This is a genomic window from Paenibacillus sp. 203 (genome assembly GCF_037027525.1).
GTDB classification, from domain to species: Bacteria; Bacillota; Bacilli; order Paenibacillales; family Paenibacillaceae; genus Paenibacillus; species Paenibacillus polymyxa_B.
Genome location: NZ_JAXCHD010000001.1, coordinates 499,600 through 519,158, shown reverse-complemented (window position 1 = coordinate 519,158; position 19,559 = coordinate 499,600). Strand labels below are relative to the sequence as shown.

Genomic DNA, 19,559 nt, shown 5'->3' with positions numbered 1-19,559 from the left:
ACATGCCAAGGAAGCCAAAACCCGGAGGGCACGCTTCCTTAGGACATCTTTCATCATAAACAGGCAATTCCAATGTATTAAACCGACGTGGCGAATGATTTTTTGAATTTCTCGATAGCCGCCTTCAAAGCCGCTTCGTTATCAGCCACCAAGTCTTTCGTGTCGCGGATAGATTGAAGCACGTCCTGATGGTCAGACACCATGAAAGACAGGAAGTCTTTTTCAAAACGTTTTACATCCGCTACAGGGATATCATCAAGGAAGCCTTTTACAGCAGTATACAAGCTCACTACTTGTTGCTCTACAGCAAGCGGTTGGTTAACGCCCTGTTTCAGAATTTCCATCATGCGTGCGCCGCGATCCAGACGGGCCTTTGTGGATTTATCCAAGTCGGACCCGAATTGGGAGAACGCTTGAAGCTCACGATATTGAGCAAGATCCAGACGCAGGGAACCTGCTACCTTTTTCATCGCTTTAATCTGAGCAGAACCACCTACACGAGATACGGAAATACCTACGTTGATCGCTGGACGTTGCCCTGCATAGAACAAGTCAGCTTCCAGGAAGATCTGTCCATCCGTGATGGAAATAACGTTAGTTGGGATATATGCAGAAACGTCGGAAGCCTGTGTCTCAATGAACGGCAATGCGGTAAGTGATCCGCCGCCCAACTCATCATTCAGCTTCGCTGCACGTTCCAGCAAGCGAGAGTGAAGATAGAAAACGTCACCCGGATAAGCTTCACGACCCGGTGGACGACGCAGCAACAGGGACAGTTCCCGGTAAGCTGACGCTTGTTTAGTCAAGTCATCATAAACAACAAGGACATGCTCGCCTTTGTACATGAAATACTCACCCATGGCACAGCCAGAGTAAGGAGCAATGTACAGCAATGGTGATGGTTCGGAAGCAGATGCCGTAACGACAATCGTGTATTCCAGCGCACCGTGACGACGCAATGTTTCAACAACTTGAGCTACCGTGGATTGTTTTTGACCAATAGCGACATAAATACATTTCATGCCATTGCCTTTTTGGTTCAAAATTGCATCGATTGCGATAGAAGTTTTACCTGTTTGACGGTCACCGATGATCAACTCACGTTGACCACGACCAATCGGAACCATTGCATCAATAGCTTTAATCCCCGTCTGCATAGGCTCATGTACCGATTTACGGGCCATAACACCTGGAGCCTGACTTTCAACCGGACGGAATTCTGTTGTAGCAATCGGTCCTTTACCGTCTACCGGTTGTCCCAGTGGGTTAACTACACGTCCGATCAGTGCTTCCCCTACAGGGACCTGCATGATCTGACCTGTACGTTTTACTTGACCGCCTTCACGAATGTCGGAGAATTGACCCAAAATAACAACACCGACATTGCTTTCTTCCACGTTGAGCGCCAAGCCCAATACGCCAGTGTCGAATTCAACCAATTCACCGGCCATAACTTTTTCCAGTCCGTAGACGCGGGCAATACCGTCGCCGACTTCAACAACAGTGCCGACTTCAACGACCTCGATATCATTTTTATATTGTTCAATCTGACTTTTAATCAATGAACTGATTTCCTCAGGTTTGATACTCAAGTGTGTTCACCCCTATCTTCTATACTCGTCTGTTAAAGGATTTCTCGAGACGATCCAGCTTGCCGGCCAGACTGCCGTCGTACAGTGTATCGCCGATAACCACTTTCAATCCGCCCAGCAGACTCGGGTCCACTATATTTTCCACACGGATTGTTTTATGTTCACGGGCTCCGAATTGCTCGGCTACCGCTGTTTTTTCCTGATCACTTAAAGCATAAGTCGAATACACCTTTGCATGAGCAAGTCCCAGCTTGTATTCCTGAATATCGAGGTATCCGGCAAGGAGAGATTCGAACAAATCTGCTCTACTACGCTGAATCAACAGCTTGATCGTGTTAATTAGCGAGGCAGACAGCTTGCCTTCAAAACTGTTAGCCAGAACTTGAAGCTTGACCGTTTCCGTAATGTTAGGAGAATTAATGAATTTACGGATTTCAGCATCCCCCGATACAGCCTCTACAAAAGCACGTAGCTCCTGCTCGGTTTCCATAATGGTCTGTTCTTGCTCTGCCACTTCAAACAAAGCTTTCGCATACCGTTTGGCAACTACCGTATCCCGGCTCATGCTTTGCCTCCTACCTCTTTAAGGTATTGGTCGACAAGCTCTCCTTGGACTTGGTCTTCCTTGATTTCCTTTTGAATCAGTTTGGAAGCAATTTGTACCGAAGCTTTACCCACTTCGCTGCGCAGTTCGGCAACCGCCTTATTACGCTCGCTTGTGATTTCACGAACAGCTTCGTCTTTCAGGCGGACAGCTTCGTCTTTAGCCTGAACAATAATTTGCTCCGCTTGCTTGTTACCTGTTTGTTTTGACTGCTCAATAATGTCGTACGCTTCCTTACGTGCCTGCTGGAGAGCCTGCTTTTGCTCCTCAACATAAGCAGCAGCCTGTTCACGCGTCTGTGCCGCTTCATTCATTTGCTGTAATACAAGCTGACGGCGCTTCTCCATAACGGAAAAGAGAGGGCCGAATGCATAACGCGTCAGTAACCAGTACAAGATCAAAAATGCAATGATTGTGAAAACGATACTTGTCCAATTTAAACTCAATTGAAGTCACTCCTTTCCGGTGAACGTCGGTTCTGGATCTTTCATGTTCAAACGAACAAAGAAGGCGCGGATGGCTGTGCCTTCCCCGCCAAACCTTGCTTCCATTCAATTAAGCACCTGCGTAGAAAATGAATGCCAGAACGACCCCGATGATTGGCAGGGCTTCGACCAGACCTACACCGATAAACATTACCGTTTGCAACGTTGCTTTTGCTTCAGGCTGACGAGCGATACCTTCAACTGTTTTACTTACGATCAGACCGTTACCAATACCTGCGCCCAAAGCGCCCAAACCTACTGCGATTGCAGCTGCGATATATGCCCAAACTCCCATTTTAAAAATCCTCCTTAGTGATGTGTATTTGTATTGTACATGTATTTGCAGTTAAGAGCGAAGCGTACTCCTGAACTTAACTAAAAACCGGAAAACAAGCTTGTCTAATGCCCTTCTTCATGCGTGTCAATGGACTGCGAAATGTATACAAACGTCAGAATGGTGAAGACGAACGCTTGAATACTGCCGACAAAAATACTGAATCCTTGCCAGACCACGAGTCCCAATACGGAAGTAACCATACCTCCCACACCAAGTGCTGTCATTTTCAGCAGAACACTGATCAAAACTTCGCCGGCAAAAATATTACCGAATAGACGCATACCATGTGTCAACAGTTTTGAGAACTGCTCAATCAAGTTAATTGGCAAAAAGAATGGAAATGGCTGAACGTAATGCTTGAAGTAAGCTTTGGTATTGCGGAAGATCCCCAGGAAATGAACCAGGACAAAGATCATCAAAGCGAGTCCAATAGATACCCCTGCATCTGCAGTAGGTGATTTCCACCAGCTGATGCCTACATGGGCAGCTTCGCCCGGGTGAGACGCCTGTGCTTGTTCTAATGCTTCTTTGACTGGAATGATTTCATGTCCAAATACTTGGGCACTTTGCGCATTATCGAATTCGGTCACAATCCCGAACGGTAAGCCCAGCATATTCCCGACGAAAATGAACATGATCAGCGTCATCCCCAAGGAGAGGAATGGCTTCCCTTTTTTCAAATCCATCGTGCTGGTAATCAGTCCTTGAACGAATTCAACGACCCATTCCATAAAATTTTGCAGCTTGCTTGGATTGTCCACAGACAAATTGCGCGTTGCAGCAAATGCCAGTCCAAATACAATCGCACAAGTCACAATAAGCATAATAATGACGGACAAGTCAATGTTAAACCCGCCCAATTGGATAATCGGTGATTCATGCAACATGTTTTCTCACCCCTTTCTCAGTTGAGCCATCATTTTTCCTGAAGCGCGAATATGATGCCTATAATTAACAGAAGAAATTGCCCAGTCACCAGGCTTGCCATTACAGCGATCTCATGGAAATAGGCCGGAAATTCTATCGCCAGCACCACTGCCAAAATCGAGGTCCCTAATCGAACGCCAAAGCCAATACCAAACACTCTCTTCTTTCTTTCACCGGCGGCCGCACTCGCAACCTGTCGAATTTTGTAGGCCATATACAGCACATTTAGACAGCTTACTCCCGTTCCCAGAATGATTCCGTGAGCAATGTCACGATGTTGGGGCATGAAGGCGGAGACCAGGAAACACAGAGCCATAATACCAAGCGCTACGATCCATAACATTTTTTGCATACGGGTCATCTCATTCATGGTTATCCCTCAGTACCTTTCCGATCACAAGGGCAATACTTAATGCGCCTACAACCAAGCCTGCGAGAACGCTTACGCCAATCCAAATTCCGGAGCCACCAAGTTTGGCATCAAGCCATTTTCCTGCATAGAAACCACCCAGTGTGCATATCGCCAAATCAATGCCGATCGCGCTCACCAGTCCTATAGCCTTAAAGGCATTTCCGGTGTTATTTCGGTTGTTGTTTTGCTTGGAAGGTTTGACCACTTTTCCATGTCACCCCTGCAATTCCAGTCCATTTTACTTAAATATAAGATGCTTTGTCAATTGAGATATTTTAGTGCCCTAAAGTATAAAATCAAACGACAAAGCATCTTAAATTGCTGTATCCCTTGGTAACCGTACAGTTTAACTGTATGCTTGCCTTGTAAAGAATAATTATATCGGACGAACACCTTTTGTGAACATTGTGTGAAATTCCTCAGGACGTTCAGTTTGAACACCATAATGGTGCAAAATCGCATTGACAATTCTTACTGATGCTTGTCCATCGCCGTAAGGATTCGCTGCCTGACTCATAGATTCGTACAACGCGGAATCTGTCAAAAGAGCCTTAGTCCGATTGTACACGTTCTCTTCACTCGTACCCACCAGTTCCAAGGTGCCCGCTTCAATTCCTTCCGGTCTTTCAGTCGTATCACGCAGCACCAGAACAGGTACTCCGAACGAAGGTGCTTCTTCCTGAAGCCCACCGGAATCCGTAAGGATCAGATGTGTATGTGGATAAAAATTGTGCAGATCCACGACATCCAGCGGATCAATCAGCTTAATACGCGGATGGTTGCCTAAAATCTCAAATGCAGGTTCCTTCACTGCCGGACTTGGATGAACCGGATAAACAATAGCGATATCCTCAAACTCATCCGCAATTCGCTTAACCGCATTAAAAATCTGACGATGCGGTTCCCCTTGAGATTCCCGGCGATGCGCTGTCATAAGAATCAGGCGTTTGCCCTGAGCCCAATCCAGTACAGGGTGCTCGTAATCCTGGCGAACCGTATACTGAAATACATCAGTTACTGTATTGCCTGTAACATATATTCGCGATTCAGGCTTGTTTTCCTTCCGCAAATTTCCAGCCGATAAAGAAGTAGGCGAGAAATGCAGATCAGACAGCACGCCTGTGAGCTGACGGTTCATTTCTTCAGGATATGGAGAAAGCTTGTTCCACGTCCGCAAACCCGCTTCCACATGCCCTACTTCAATCTGCTGCATAAAGGCTGCATAGCTGGCCAGGAAAGTCGTCAGCGTATCACCGTGAACTAACACGATATCGGGCTTGGCCTCACGCAATACAGGTTCAAGACCTTGAAGTACCCGCATCGAGATTTCATTTAGTGTCTGGCGATCCTTCATTACATCCAGATCATAGTCAGGGTGAATATTGAAAACTTCCAGAACCTGATCAAGCATCTGGCGATGTTGAGCCGTAACGCATACCACGGACTCGATATGCTCCGGGTGACGCTGAAGCTCCAAAATAAGAGGAGCCATCTTAATCGCCTCCGGACGCACACCAAAAATTGTCATCACTTTGATTTTGGACATTTTCTGTTGAACTCCTTTTCATAATAAATGTCCGCTTTACAGGTCTTCCATTATTCAGAAAAACGACCTGTCATAACGTCCATAGATTTTGCCGAACCGCCATGGGCAGTCTACTTGGTTCCGTACAAGCGGTCTCCCGCGTCGCCAAGACCCGGAATGATGTATCCATGATCATCCAGACGCTCGTCCAATGCAGCGACATAGATGTCTACATCAGGATGCGCATCCTGCACAGCTTTGACTCCTTCAGGAGCAGCAATCAGATTCATCATTTTAATTTGAGTACAGCCTCTCTTTTTCAATACATCAATCGCCGCAATTGCCGAGCCACCCGTTGCAAGCATCGGATCAATCACGATCAATTCGCGCTCAGTTACATCTGTAGGCAGCTTCGTATAGTATTCTACGGGTTGCAGCGTCTCAGGATCGCGGAACAGTCCCACATGGCCTACCTTTGCTGCAGGCAGCAGCTTTACTACGCCATCCAGCATACCCAAGCCTGCACGCAGAATCGGAATAAGACCCAGCATACGTCCTGAAATCACTTTTCCTTCTGTCTCAGCAACCGGTGTCTGCACCGTAATGCTTTCCAGCGGGATATCCCGTGTAATTTCATAAGCCATCAATGTTGCTACTTCATCCACCAGCTCGCGGAAATCCTTGGTGTTGGTCCGCACATCGCGGATAAATGTAAGCTTGTGTTGGATCAAAGGGTGATCGCAAACCACCAGTTTCGCCATAATATATTCCCTCCGGTATTATCGTCACGTTCTTTCGCGCCAGCATATCGAACTATCCTGAGTCGAAAGGATCTATGTAACCTATTTGCACAAACCAAATAAGCACAGATGCAATGCGTGCCTGTAAATCCTGTTTATTATAACATTCCCTTGATTGATTTAACACCTGCCACCGCAACCTTTTGTCAAGGGAAAGATATGACATGTAAAATGCTTAATAGGACCACTTCATGTGTGACTTTCGTCACATAAAACCACATCAAAAAGGCCCTGACGGCACTTGACCGTCAAAGCCTGCTGGCTTTAAAATTCCTGCCCATGCTATAGCCTTTGCTTCATCATGCAGCGGTATTCTTTTATCTATACTTCAAATTATCCCACGCTCCCTGAAATTGCCGAAGCATTTCGTCCTTCGTGATAACCCCTGCAATATAGGCTTGCATACTACTGCTTAAATCCTGATTTAGCCCTTTCGGAAAGCGTTGAAAGTTCCAACTCCATATCTTGCCTTCCCTCACATGTCGAGATATTTCTGCACCTAGATCACCTGTCGTCTCGTCACTGGACGTGATACTTTTGAAGGCAGGAACAAACTTAAATTCCTTGGTGATATAATGTTTGCCTGTTTCTGATGTGACCAACCAATTGAGAAATTCTTTTGCCTCCTGCTTCACAGGCGAATTTTTATTGATCACCCAGTTCGAGGCCACTCCCACCGCGAGTCTACCTCCTGTGGAGGGATCATTGTCTATAGGCGCAGGCAGAATACCCAAATTCAAGTTAGGATTAATTCCATCCATTTGCGGTTGCGTCCAGTTCCCCTGGTGCATCATAGCAGCCTTACCTGTCGAAAACAGTGTCACTTGTGTATTGTAATCCGTCGTGAGCGGATTGCGGTTCCCATATTTTATAGTCAGATCAAGCAACTTCACCCACTGATCGAACACGGGGTTACCGGGGATGCGAGCCGTTCCTTTGTTTAAATCCTCAACATAACTTTCCGGGTTCGGCTGTCTGGCAAACGGGATATTGATAAAATGGTTCCCCAGAACCCACCATTCCGCATACCCGTTAGCAAAAGGTATAATCCCTGCCGCTTTCAGTCGCTTGGCTGCTTCCTCCAGTTCATCTATTGTCTGAGGCAGTTTGGTTATGCCCGCTTTTTTAAACAAATCCTTGTTATAAACAAATCCAAATCCTTCTAGGTTCATAGGCTGTCCATAAATCTTACCGTTAACCGTCATCGGCTTACGAGCGAAATCGTCCAGATCTTTCACCCATGGCTGATCCGACAAATCCTCCAGGTACTCCAACCACGTATCGCGATCCTGGTAGCCCTCATTTGTAAAAATGTCCGGCTGATCGCCTGATGCGAATTTAGCCTTCAACGAAGCACCGTAGTCCGTACCACCACCGACAGATTGGATATCCAGCTTGATGCCAGGGTGCGTTTTTTCATATTCTGCCTTCAGCTTGTTTAACGGTTCCGATATCTCTACTTTGAATTGATAAATGTGTATCGTTTTCGTCTCACTCTGTTGAGCCTTCGTATTTCCACAACCTGCAAGTGTACATGCGAGCAGCACCATCAAGGAGATGACAAGTAACGCTGTTTTTTTCATCGATTATCTCTCCCTTCAGCCTTTGACCGCGCCAGCTGCAATGCCAGAAACGATGTATTTTTGCATCACCAGAAAAAACACAACAATTGGCGTGATCCCCAACACCAGTGCTGGCAACGCCAAGTCCCATTGCTTGGTGTACTGACCAAACAACATATAGGTTGCAATCGGAATGGTACGCAGCTCAGGATCATTCAAAATGAGCGAAGGCAACAGATAGTCATTCCAGATCCATAAGGTATTCAAGATAAGCACGGTTACGAACATAGGCAGCAGCAGCGGACAAACGATGCGAAAGAACACCCCGTACCGGGATGAACCGTCCACCCTTGCCGCCTGCTCGATCTCAATAGGTACCGTTTTAATAAAGCCATGAAAAAGAAAAACGGATAAAGGCGCTCCAAAACCCAGATAACATAAGATCAGTCCCGGTATACTGTTGTTCAAGCTCAATACGTTGGACACTTCCATAAGCGGCAACATAATCGATTGAAAGGGAACTACCATCGCAGCCACAAGCAAACCGAACAGGAACCGGTTAAAACGAGTGTCATGCCGAACCATCTGGTAAGCGGCCATCGAGCTGATTAGCAGCAAAAGCGCATTACTGACGATCGTGACAATCAGTGAATTCCCCAGTGCTGTGGGAAAGTTTATTTTATTCCAGGCGTTAGCATAGTTTTCAAAACGGAAGGTTGTCGGCCACGAAGCGGAATGGGCCAAAATGTCGCCAAAGGATTTAACGGAGTTTACGAGCAAAAAATAGAACGGAACCAGAAAGATTAACCCGATCACAATAAGCAATAATTCAGCAGCCCATGTGCCCAAACGATAGTTTGACGTTTTTCCCATTACATTTCGACCTCCTTTTTCTTCGTGAGACGCACCTGAATGCTGGTAATGATCGCAACGACCACAAAGAAAATCATAGCTTTGGCAGTCCCTAATCCAAGTCGATTATTTGTAAACGCTTCATTATATATGTCCAACGCTACAGACTCTGTCGACTTGAAAGGTCCCCCCTTCGTGAGAGCCAAATTCAACTCAAATACTTTAAAGGACCAGGATATCGCCAAGAACAAGCAGACGGTCACCGCTGGCATAATAAGTGGCACTACAATATGACGCAAAATCTGTCTTCGGCTCGCACCGTCGATTTGGGCCGATTCAATAAGGGCATGCGGGACATTATTTAACGAGGATATGTAAATAACCATGAGATAACCTGCATATTGCCATACAAACACAATGACAGTCCCCCAAAAAGCAGTTGGCCCATCACCCAGCCACGGCAGTTTAAAAAAGGAAAGCCCTGTCGCCTCCCCTACCGCAGAAAAGCCGCGTACAAATATAAATTGCCAGATAAAGCCGAGCAGCAAGCCGCCAATCATATTGGGCATAAAAAATACAGTTCGCAGTGCATTACGGGTACGCAACGGTTTGGTAAGTGCATAGGCTAGGAAAAAGCCAATCAGGTTTGTCAGAATGACACCACATACGGTAAACCGGACCGTAAACCAGAACGCATTATGGAAATCTGGATCATCCCTAAAAATATGAATATAATTTCCTAGTCCGAGCCATCGGATATTTTCAGATACTCCATCCCAGTTCGTCATGGAGTAATACAGGCCCAGCAGGAACGGAATGACCATAATCAAGACGAAAAACAACGCCATCGGTCCCACAAATACGAGTTGCTGCAATAATTGCGCGGATTTTCTTTGACTCAATGCAATCACTCCTTTGTCGTAGATCATGAAGGAAAGCGCGCATAAACCCTTACTGTAATCGCTTATTACCCAAAAATGTATGTTTCGAGTCGTTCGGAAGCAAAAAAAGACTGTTCTCCTCCGGCTTACGGAAGGAAAACAGCCTATAATATAAAAATTATGAATGTCGATGAATTAGTATTGAGTTCCTGGATAAATCGGGAACTTATCTGTCAACTCGCCAACCGCTTGGCTTGCTTTGGACAATACAGTATCATCTTTCGGGTTTTTAAGGGTTTCAGCAATGATTTTACCGATTTTGACCATAGCCTCTTCATCCATACCACGAGATGTTGCAGCAGGTGTACCAATACGAATTCCGCTTGTTACGAATGGACTGGTCGGGTCAAAAGGAATCGCATTTTTATTGACTGTGATGCCCACCGAATCCAATACATGCTCCGCTTCTTTACCTGTAATATTCAAATTGCGCGTATCCAACAGCATCAGATGGTTATCCGTACCACCGGATACAATGTTAATCCCTTCAGCCAACAGTGTTTCAGCCAGCACCTGTGCGTTGCGAACTACGTTTTGCGCATAGGTTTTGAACGATGGCTGGAGCGCTTCACCCAAAGCAACTGCTTTGGACGCGATCACATGCATCAGTGGCCCCCCTTGAGTACCAGGGAAAATAGCTTTATCAATCGCTTGCGCCCATGCTTTGCGAGTCAGAATCAGACCCCCGCGCGGACCACGCAGCGTTTTGTGTGTCGTTGTTGTTACAAATTGGGCATGCGGAACTGGACTTGGGTGAATTCCCGCTGCCACGAGACCAGCGATATGTGCCATATCCACCATAAACAGAGCGCCTACATCATTGGCAATGGAAGCAAAAGCTTCAAAATCAATAGTACGCGGATATGCACTCGCGCCAGCTACAATCAGACGAGGGCGGTGCTTAAAGGCTGCCTTGCGCACTTCATCGTAGTCGATGCGGAAGTTGTCTTCGCGTACACCGTAAGCAGCAAAGTTATACAACAAGCCGGAAGCGTTAACCGGACTTCCGTGTGTTAAATGGCCACCATGCGCCAAATTCATACCCAGTACAGTATCTCCAGGTTTGAGAGCTGCCAGATACACCGCCATGTTGGCTTGTGCTCCAGAGTGAGGCTGCACGTTAGCATGCTCGGCGCCGAACAATTCTTTTGCGCGGTCACGTGCGATGTCTTCAACGATATCTACATGTTCACAGCCACCATAGTAGCGTTTGTTCGGATAACCTTCAGCATATTTATTCGTCAGCACGGAGCCCATGGCTTCCATTACTGCTTCACTGACAATGTTCTCGGATGCGATTAGCTCGATATTGTGGCGTTGTCGTTTCAGTTCAAGTCCCATTGCTTCCATCACTGCCGGGTCACTTTTACGCAGGTGTTCCATCATGATTGATTACTCCCTCTCCATAGTCAATTGTTGGGTATACAAGCAAACGCCTGCTCCTCTGTTGGGTACCTCATCATCAATGCAAAAAAGATTAGTACAAGAATGCCGCCATGCCAAATGCTAATCGCAGTTTCCGCCGACTTCTTGCTCCAGACTATACACTGCCCGTTGTCCACCAATAAGTGGTGGACGGGTGAATGCCGCTGTCACACGTGCTTCGCCAATCCAGCGAAGACTTGGGCGAAATGGAACAGCAATGGGTCGCAGATGCATGCCAATCAGCGTTTCGCCGATGTCTATCCCGGCATGGGCCTGCACGTTCGCCGCCAAACACGCGTCACTCATAGAACGATAGGCGACGGTGGCCATAGAGCCTCCTGCTGTACGAACAGGAACAGCTGCAACCTCCATCAGTCCCAATCGCTCCAGCACAGCCCGTTCAACGACCAGCGCTCGGTTCAAATGCTCACAGCATTGAAACGCCACATCAAAGCCATACTCCCTGCGAACGGACTCTACTCCAGACAACAGTTGCTGAGCCACATCGAGCGCTCCCGCCGTACCAATCCGACTTCCAGCCACTTCACTTGTGCTAACGCCAATAACCAGCAGGCGACCAGCCTTGAGACTGGCTGCTTCTGCGATTTCCCGCACAACAGAAGTGGTCTGTGCTTCTAGCGAAATCTCATGATCCAATTGTCCCACTATTGGAACCTCCTTTGGTTGAACAGCCTCTCAGAGACTAGGCACGGTCTCATGCCCCAAATTCAACACACTCTCTCCTGATCACAATCTGACTATATTATAGCCGATGTTTCAGATTTCGAGCAGAAAAAATGGAAGAACCTTTAAAGGAATCAACTCTCAGCTAAAAATCTGGCATAACTTGTATATGAAAAAAAGAGCAGTCCACACCTATGTGGAATTGCTCTTTTGCCCAGGCGACCGGCCGTATATCCGATGCTCCATCGTGGTTAATCCCACTTTTGTCGCCAGTTACATCGGATTCTCATTTTTCCACCTTATCTTAACGGATTAGCGGCCGAAAATCAACAGATTCCGTACAAAACAGATGAGTAATACTAATTTTATTCGGAAGAAGCCTTTAGCTTGTCCAGCAGCTTATGCAGCGCCGTACGGATTTCCGCAGCTGTGACATCGTAGTCTTCTCGCGAACCGCCAAACGGATCTGAAATATCAAAGCCCGGAATCCGTTGGTGTAATTCAATCATTCGTTCACGCTCCTGCGCCGATAGCTCTTGTCCAAGTGAAGCCATCAACTGCTGTGAAGCATATAAACCATCCAACTCCTGTACATCATTCAACACCGCATCCCGGTTCTCCACATATTCCTTAAGTGTAAATACTTTGCCCGCCGTTTGGGGAAAGCGTTGAATTACGTGCTGTTTATGTCCTTGCGTCAAGGTTAAGATCAGATGCGCCCACCCGGCAAGCCCGTCGCTCAAAGGGGTTGAAGTGATCTGATCGGATATATCGTGATCACGTAGAACCGCCTCTGCATGTCGGGATATCGGTGTGCCTTCCATCGCGGCTACTCCCGCAGAACGCACTTCCAGTTCTAGCCCATGCTCAGCAGCCAACTTACGCAGCATGCCTTCAGCCATTGGACTGCGACAGGTATTTCCTGTGCATACGAATAAGATATTCTTCAACGTTTTCACCCCCCGTATGTTAAAAAATATATAAACAGAGGATTACTATAATCCTAATCCTTTACGATAACCCTGCACTTATTTTACACTGTCTACACTAAAATCAAAACATAAACATAAAGCCGAATGCCAACAAAATGGCACCACCCACTGCTTCCCCATAATCTCCTAGATTACGGCTGACCTTGCGACCCAGCAGCAGGCCCAGCATCGCCATTGCTCCCCCGCAAAAACCAAACGCCAGAACGGACAGCACCAGATCACTTTGGAACATACCCAGTGACACTCCTACAGAAAATGAGTCAACGCTCACCCCAAGTGCAAACAGCAAAAGGCCTAAAGGCGAACGATGATCCAATACCTGTACGCCGTCTCCTTTAAAGGAATTATACACCATATGCCCGCCCAAAAGGATGAGTAGACCCCCTGCGAAGTAGGCCGTCACATGACCTAATAAAGAACTCATATAATGGCCTGTGAACATTCCCAGTAATGGCATCAGAATGTGAAAAAAGCCAATGACAGTACTGATGCGCAGCACGTCTCGCAGGCGTATCCCCTTCATGCCGATCCCTACGCCCAGCGATAACGCATCCATTCCTAGCGCTACCGCCATGATCAGAATCGTTACAACCTGCCCGGCATGGGCAGAGGCTGCCAGCATACTCCATCCCTCCATTATCCGTCTGTTCTTGTACACGTTATGCGGACAAGGGGCAAATCAGTACAAGCATGTACTGAAAGTACCCAATACCGAGACGAGGAGGGAGGAAAATTTAATATAAGAGGCTCTGATTCGACAGAAGCTACAAGCGGACGATTCGGTGACCTGCCGCTTTAAGCAGGCGGTTCATGACGGCGTCTCCCAATCCCTTCGGCGGACAGGATTCCGCCAAAATGTAGGTGACGCCGTCCTCGTCGCAGCGACGCAGCACGCCGTACAGGCGCTGCGCCGCCTCATGGAGCGCGTCCAGCTTGCCTAGCGTATAGACGCGCTCTCCGGCGTAGCCGGCGGCATGCTCGTCGAACGCGAGCACTGCCGTGCGCTCCCCGCGCGCGGAAGCCTCCGCCAACGCGGCGCGAATCCAGCCCGTCACCTCAACGGACGACGGGCCTTGTACCACGCTCAAGCGGCCTCGCGGCGCGTAGTGCGTGTACTTCATGCCCGGCGAGCGCGGGGCTGGGCTGTCCGCGTCTTCCCCGGGCGTAGCAGCCAACGCCGGGTCCAGCACGACGGCGCGAGCAACCGCAGCGAGCTGCTCAGCCGTCACGCCGCCGGGGCGCAGGATGGTGACGGTTCCGTCGTCACCCGCCTGCACCACCGTGGACTCCAGCCCCACCCCCGTGGGACCTCCGTCCAAAATGCCGCCGATTCGGCCCTCCAGATCCTCTCGCACATGCTGTGCAAGGGTGGGACTGGGTCTTCCCGACCGGTTGGCGCTTGGCGCAGCCAGTGGACAACCCGCTTCAGCGATCAGACGAAGCGCTATCGGATGATCCGGCATGCGCACACCGACTGTATCCAGCCCGGCTGTCACACGCGATGACAGTGCCTGCGGCACTACCGGCAATACGAGAGTCAGCGGTCCCGGCCAGAACATATTCATCAGCGCTCGGGCTGTATCGTTTATTTCTGCTACCATACCCTCTAATTGATCAGCATCAGAAATATGTACAATGAGCGGGTTATCGGAGGGACGTCCTTTGGCAGCGAATACCGCCTCCACCGCTTTTGTACTACGAGCATCGGCCCCCAGGCCGTACACGGTCTCCGTAGGAAAGGCTACCGTCTCTCCAGCTTGGAGGAGTACGCCAGCCTCCCGTATGCCCTTTTCCGCCGCGATCCGAGTCTGTTCAGCCCAAACTTCGTCAGAAACATCCCCGTCAATGTTGCTCACAGGAACCAAACATCTTACATCCCACCATTGGGTATGGGAAGACCTCAATGCCTGCTTCAGCTCGCAATTTTCCTGTTCGTCCAGCTTTTGCTCCGATTTTTCCTTTTGCACAAAATCTCCGCGCAAGTCTTGCATTTGATTCGATTTATCACTCATATCAGATCATCCCATATCTTATTGTCATATACAGGCCAGTGATTTCGCTTGATCCTATAAGGCTACTTTGAAAGATCAGTTTATTTGGCTCTGCCATGTGTATATCTATCGTAAGCTCCATTATAGCATATGGGGAAACTTACACTCCTCAACGTTTAGGCAAACAAGCCACTCACCCAGCTACACAGTCCCGCAAGTGCATCCCACAGAAAAAAACGTACTTCCGGCTCCTTGTCAGCGGCATTCGTCCGACTTTCTCCGTGATCCGTTTTTGCTGATACTGTTTGTGCCGCTGCTTCACCACTGCCTGCATCAATAAAGCACAGCGGAGGAAACAGCACGCACCACCAATTTTGCCCTTTTCCTTGCCCCAGCGTAACCCGAAGCGCTTCATAATTCCCTGCTGGGTAGACCAGACCACCGTACATTTTCGTCGGGAAAGGTACGCTCGCCAGTTCCACCTGATGATCATATGCAATGCCGCGACGAGCCAGTTCCGTACCTACCAAACGGTCAATTTCAGGTAAATGAGCACCAATCAATGATCTAGCTTGATCTAAGCTTTGCGGGTTTTCCAGCTCACCCACCCAGGCATTCATCTGCTGTACAATAGCGTCCCGTATTTCGCGTTTAACCAGCTGATCCTCCGGACGATCCGAGTTGGCCAAAATACGCAGTCGAATGGAGTCATGTGGAATCACATTCAGCCCTGTTGTAGCTACTCCTGATGCTAAGGTACCTCTTGTTCCAGTGGTCATAGCAGCATCCGTCTTTTGACCTTCCCAAGACATCATTAATATCGAAATACAAAATAGTATCATTGCAGCTTGCTTGATCCAATTTCTCATCTTCGTCTCCCCCAAACCCAAACTCTATCATGTCTATCAGTCTGTCCGGTTTGGGAGAGTCTAAACCTATGCATCTTGTAAAAGATTCAAGAACACTTTACAGATTTTCTTCCATACACCCTCAAATCATGCTACACCAAGCTTCTGACCCTCACCGAGGCATATAAAAAAGCCCAGATTTCACAATCTGGACTCTCTCGTTGCACCGTTTCAACTCACACAAATGCCAATCAGTTTCAAGCCAAATCCACCTGCACTAGGCTTTTTTCGCCTTCCTCAAGCTTACTCTGGAAGGCTGTGGCAGATCGTCCTCTAGCTCTTGGCCGTGCACCTTAATACTCATAACCAAGCCGATACTAGCCATGTTAATAAGCAACGAGGTACCACCATAACTTATGAACGGGAGCGTAATCCCGGTTAGCGGCATAATGCCCAGAAACGCACCAATATTCTCAAAAATCTGGTACAGCAACATGGACACAATCCCAACAATAATATACGGTCCGGCGCGATCCCGGCATTCCAGCGAAATCAGGATCATTCGGTGAATCAAAATAAAATATAACAATAGCAGCACTGAAGAGCCTACAAAGCCAAATTCCTCCGCTACGACTACAAAAATAGAATCCGCGTACGTATAAGGAACACGCCCGGACTGTACCGAGGTTCCTTGCAAAAAGCCCTTGCCCATCATCCCGCCAGAGGCTATCGCCAGCTTGGCATTTTTGGTATGATAAGACGCCTTCGCGGTTGCCTCTTCCGGTACCAACCAAGGGTCCAAACGCTCAACCCAGTGACTACGGCCAATCCCCTTCATAAAGGAATCAATCTCATCGTGAAACGAAATATAAGCCTTGATCCCGCCACCAACGGCGACTGCAAATACGATGAATCCGATTAACGCATGGGATGCCTTCACATTACCAATCCATAGCATACCAATGACGATGACAATGTAACCGAGCGCATTACCCAAGTCATTTTGTGCCATAACCATGGCAAACGGGACAAAGCTCACCAGAGCGACTGGAAGAACATCCTGAATGAAATACAGCTTGCTCTTGCGCTTTTTGATCAGCATATAAGTCAGAAAAATGATAAGGACCAGCTTGAATACCTCAGCAGGCTGAAGATTCAAGCCACCAATTTTCAGAAAGCCCTGAGAGTTGTTAACCGTCCCGCCAAAAAATCCGAGACCCAATAGGAATATTCCGCCTCCATATACGTACAGGGCTTTTTTAATGAATATCCGAAAATCGACCATCGCTAAACCCAAGATCGCCACAAAACCCAATATATAATACCCAATCATCCTCTGGTAATCGTTGCCGTGATCAGGCAGGTTCGTAGGAGCTCTACCTGCGCTGTATACTGTTACGATACTAATCGCCATGAGCAAAATCAGAATAAAGATAACCGGACCGTCAATTTTTTTCAATTTCTGAAGCATGATTTCCCCCTGAGCCGTTTCTCGGTCATACTCCTCTTATTCTAAAGGAAAGACTCGCAAAAAGAAAATGCAGCACTACTCCGAGACACCTAGGACATGTCGTTCGATCCCAGCAAGGTCAGGAACGATTATAATGTTCTTCCAATGACCCGCCTGTTCCAGCAGGTCAGCCACGTCTCTGGCCTGTCCCATCCCCAATTCAAACCCGATTAGCCGGGGCGGAGCCTGAAGGAGTCCGAGCTGCTCCAGCATTGCCCGATACGGGCCGAGCCCGTCAGGACCACCATCCAACGCCATCCGCGGCTCATGGTCGCGGACCTCTGGCTGTAAGCCAGCGATGTCAGCAGCCGGGATGTACGGCGGGTTGGACACGAGAATGTCCACCCTCGTTCCCGCAAATGGCGTCAGCAGATCGCCCTCGCGGAATTCTACGGCTGCGCCGTTCGCAGCGGCGTTATGAGCCGCTACTTTTAACGCGGCAGCCGAAATATCCCCTGCCGCCACGCGCCAGCTCGGTCGCTCAGCCGCCAGCGTCACGGCAATCGCACCGCTGCCCGCGCCGATGTCGAGCGTCTGCGGAGCGCCGCTTGGCCACAGCCGATCACCGTGCTGGAGTATCGCCTCGACGAGCAGTTCTGTCTCCGGGCGTGGGATCAGCACCGACGGCGAAACCATGAACGGGCGGCCATAGAATTCCTGCCGTCCGATAATATACTGCGCCGGTTCACCCGCAGCTTTGCGGGCTATGGTCCGTTCCCACGCCTCCTTGGCGGTGGAAGGGAACGGATCACCCAGAGCGGCGTAAAACGCCGTACCTTCCAACCCAAGCACATGCTCCAGCAGCAAACGGGCATTATGCTGCGGCTCCAGAACGCCACAGCTTCCTAAAAAAGAAGAAGCCTCAACTAAGGCTTCTCTGACACTCATGTTCCGTTCCGGCGACATCCGATACACACAATCGCGTTCGTTCCCCAAAACTTAAACCTCTTGTTCCATCAAATCAGCCTGCTCTGCAATCGTGAGCGCCGATACGATTTCTTCGATCTCCCCGTTCATCACCTGGTCCAGCTTATGCATAGTCAGGCCAATACGATGATCCGTTACACGGCTTTGCGGGAAATTGTAGGTACGTATACGCTCACTGCGGTCTCCGGTGCCTACTTTGCTCTTACGCTCGCCTGCATATTTGGCTTCCTCTTCCTGACGCAGCATATCCGAAATACGGGCACGCAAAACTTGCAGCGCCTTCTCCTTATTGGAGTTCTGGGATTTTCCGTCCTGACAGGTTGCCATAATACCTGTTGGCATATGCGTTACACGCACCGCCGACTTGGTCGTATTAACGGACTGTCCGCCTGCACCGCTGGAACAGAACGTATCCACGCGAATATCCTTATCGGAAATTTCAATATCCACTTCTTCGGCCTCAGGCATAACGGATACTGTAGATGTCGACGTATGAATACGCCCACCTGATTCCGTCGTCGGAATCCGCTGTACGCGGTGTGCGCCGCTTTCGAATTTCATTTTGCTGTATGCACCACGACCGTTAATCATGAAAATAACCTCTTTAAAGCCCCCGAGATCATTCATGTTCGCGTCCATCAGCTCTACACGCCAGCCTTGAGTATCGGCATAACGAGTATACATCCGATACAAGTCAGCTGCGAACAGTGCCGCTTCGTCACCACCTGCTGCACCACGAATCTCAATAATAACGTTCTTATCATCATTCGGGTCCTTTGGCAGCAGCAAAATACGGATTTTTTCATCCAACTCCCGCTTGCGAACACTCAGTTCTTCAATCTCCATTTTGACCATTTCACGCATCTCGTCGTCCAGCTTTTCACCCTGCATGGTTTTTGCAGCTTCCAGCTCTTCAACGACATTTTTATATTCGGTATATGCTTCATAAGCAGGCTGTAAATCAGACTGTTCTTTGGAATAATCTCTAAGTTTCTTGCTATCGTTCGCTACATCCGGATCGCAGAGCAGTTCGCTCAGTTTATCGTAGCGGTCCGCCAATGATTGCAATCGGTCCAACAAGCGATTCACCTCTTCAGTTAAATTAATATGAAACCAGCTTCAATTTCACTGGCTACAGCTCTTTA

At 48.4% G+C, this 19,559-nt stretch carries 21 protein-coding genes and 1 riboswitch; all 21 genes read right to left on the bottom strand.

All coding sequences use genetic code 11. The annotated features are described in order from the left end of the window. Window positions 1–77 precede the first annotated feature (77 nt). Complete coding sequence (atpA, locus tag WA407_RS02465; RefSeq protein ID WP_013312325.1) at window positions 78–1,592, bottom strand: F0F1 ATP synthase subunit alpha; 1,515 nt, start codon at window positions 1,590–1,592, stop codon at window positions 78–80. Window positions 1,593–1,611: 19 nt separating this feature from the next. Beyond that, window positions 1,612–2,157, bottom strand: a complete 546-nt coding sequence (locus WA407_RS02460; protein WP_061832042.1) for a F0F1 ATP synthase subunit delta — start codon at window positions 2,155–2,157, stop codon at window positions 1,612–1,614. Then, the gene (atpF, locus tag WA407_RS02455) at window positions 2,154–2,642 is read right to left on the bottom strand and encodes a F0F1 ATP synthase subunit B (protein ID WP_023990709.1); all 489 of its coding nucleotides are present in this window, start codon (window positions 2,640–2,642) and stop codon (window positions 2,154–2,156) included. Before atpF ends, WA407_RS02460 begins: the two co-directional genes overlap by 4 nt. A 109-nt stretch (window positions 2,643–2,751) precedes the next feature. Continuing rightward, window positions 2,752–2,976, bottom strand: coding sequence for a F0F1 ATP synthase subunit C (atpE, locus tag WA407_RS02450; RefSeq protein WP_007432750.1), 225 nt, complete (start codon window positions 2,974–2,976; stop codon window positions 2,752–2,754). A gap of 104 nt (window positions 2,977–3,080) precedes the next feature. After that, window positions 3,081–3,905, bottom strand: coding sequence for a F0F1 ATP synthase subunit A (gene atpB / locus WA407_RS02445; protein ID WP_235306521.1), 825 nt, complete (start codon window positions 3,903–3,905; stop codon window positions 3,081–3,083). Between the two features lie 29 nt (window positions 3,906–3,934). Then, window positions 3,935–4,315 carry an ATP synthase subunit I gene (locus tag WA407_RS02440; protein WP_013312329.1) on the bottom strand — a complete coding sequence of 127 codons (381 nt, stop codon included), beginning with the start codon at window positions 4,313–4,315 and terminating at the stop codon, window positions 3,935–3,937. Further along, window positions 4,308–4,562: an AtpZ/AtpI family protein gene (locus WA407_RS02435; protein ID WP_023990711.1), complete on the bottom strand. Its 255-nt coding sequence runs from the start codon at window positions 4,560–4,562 to the stop codon at window positions 4,308–4,310. Before WA407_RS02435 ends, WA407_RS02440 begins: the two co-directional genes overlap by 8 nt. 171 nt (window positions 4,563–4,733) lie before the next feature. Continuing rightward, entirely contained in the window at window positions 4,734–5,903 is a 1,170-nt protein-coding gene (gene wecB / locus WA407_RS02430) for a non-hydrolyzing UDP-N-acetylglucosamine 2-epimerase (RefSeq protein ID WP_061832041.1), read from the bottom strand. 110 nt (window positions 5,904–6,013) lie between these two features. Further along, window positions 6,014–6,643: a uracil phosphoribosyltransferase gene (upp, locus tag WA407_RS02425; RefSeq protein WP_013312332.1), complete on the bottom strand. Its 630-nt coding sequence runs from the start codon at window positions 6,641–6,643 to the stop codon at window positions 6,014–6,016. 356 nt (window positions 6,644–6,999) lie between these two features. Continuing rightward, complete coding sequence (locus WA407_RS02420) at window positions 7,000–8,265, bottom strand: ABC transporter substrate-binding protein (RefSeq protein WP_336076694.1); 1,266 nt, start codon at window positions 8,263–8,265, stop codon at window positions 7,000–7,002. 15 nt (window positions 8,266–8,280) lie between these two features. Continuing rightward, window positions 8,281–9,117 carry a carbohydrate ABC transporter permease gene (locus tag WA407_RS02415; protein ID WP_235306523.1) on the bottom strand — a complete coding sequence of 279 codons (837 nt, stop codon included), beginning with the start codon at window positions 9,115–9,117 and terminating at the stop codon, window positions 8,281–8,283. After that, window positions 9,117–10,025: a carbohydrate ABC transporter permease gene (locus tag WA407_RS02410; protein WP_442952018.1), complete on the bottom strand. Its 909-nt coding sequence runs from the start codon at window positions 10,023–10,025 to the stop codon at window positions 9,117–9,119. Before WA407_RS02410 ends, WA407_RS02415 begins: the two co-directional genes overlap by 1 nt. 147 nt (window positions 10,026–10,172) lie before the next feature. Next, entirely contained in the window at window positions 10,173–11,423 is a 1,251-nt protein-coding gene (gene glyA, locus WA407_RS02405) for a serine hydroxymethyltransferase (protein WP_013312336.1), read from the bottom strand. A 120-nt stretch (window positions 11,424–11,543) separates the two neighbouring features. Beyond that, entirely contained in the window at window positions 11,544–12,131 is a 588-nt protein-coding gene (locus tag WA407_RS02400; protein WP_235308285.1) for a TIGR01440 family protein, read from the bottom strand. Window positions 12,132–12,351: 220 nt separating this feature from the next. Next, a riboswitch (ZMP/ZTP riboswitch) is annotated at window positions 12,352–12,433 on the bottom strand. 78 nt (window positions 12,434–12,511) lie between these two features. Beyond that, window positions 12,512–13,096, bottom strand: a complete 585-nt coding sequence (locus WA407_RS02395; protein ID WP_029518516.1) for a low molecular weight protein arginine phosphatase — start codon at window positions 13,094–13,096, stop codon at window positions 12,512–12,514. Window positions 13,097–13,199: 103 nt separating this feature from the next. Then, complete coding sequence (locus WA407_RS02390; RefSeq protein WP_023990719.1) at window positions 13,200–13,760, bottom strand: manganese efflux pump MntP; 561 nt, start codon at window positions 13,758–13,760, stop codon at window positions 13,200–13,202. A gap of 142 nt (window positions 13,761–13,902) precedes the next feature. After that, window positions 13,903–15,150, bottom strand: coding sequence for an L-threonylcarbamoyladenylate synthase (locus WA407_RS02385; RefSeq protein ID WP_235306525.1), 1,248 nt, complete (start codon window positions 15,148–15,150; stop codon window positions 13,903–13,905). A 155-nt stretch (window positions 15,151–15,305) separates the two neighbouring features. Next, window positions 15,306–15,998, bottom strand: coding sequence for a stage II sporulation protein R (spoIIR, locus tag WA407_RS02380; protein ID WP_039271565.1), 693 nt, complete (start codon window positions 15,996–15,998; stop codon window positions 15,306–15,308). Window positions 15,999–16,254: 256 nt separating this feature from the next. Further along, window positions 16,255–17,448 carry an FtsW/RodA/SpoVE family cell cycle protein gene (locus tag WA407_RS02375; RefSeq protein WP_235306526.1) on the bottom strand — a complete coding sequence of 398 codons (1,194 nt, stop codon included), beginning with the start codon at window positions 17,446–17,448 and terminating at the stop codon, window positions 16,255–16,257. A gap of 75 nt (window positions 17,449–17,523) precedes the next feature. Further along, a complete protein-coding gene (prmC, locus tag WA407_RS02370; protein ID WP_235306527.1) occupies window positions 17,524–18,423 on the bottom strand; it encodes a peptide chain release factor N(5)-glutamine methyltransferase in 900 nt (299 codons plus the stop codon). Window positions 18,424–18,426: 3 nt separating this feature from the next. Continuing rightward, on the bottom strand, window positions 18,427–19,494 hold the full coding sequence (gene prfA / locus WA407_RS02365; protein WP_013312344.1) for a peptide chain release factor 1: 1,068 nt from the start codon (window positions 19,492–19,494) through the stop codon (window positions 18,427–18,429). Window positions 19,495–19,559: the final 65 nt, after the last annotated feature.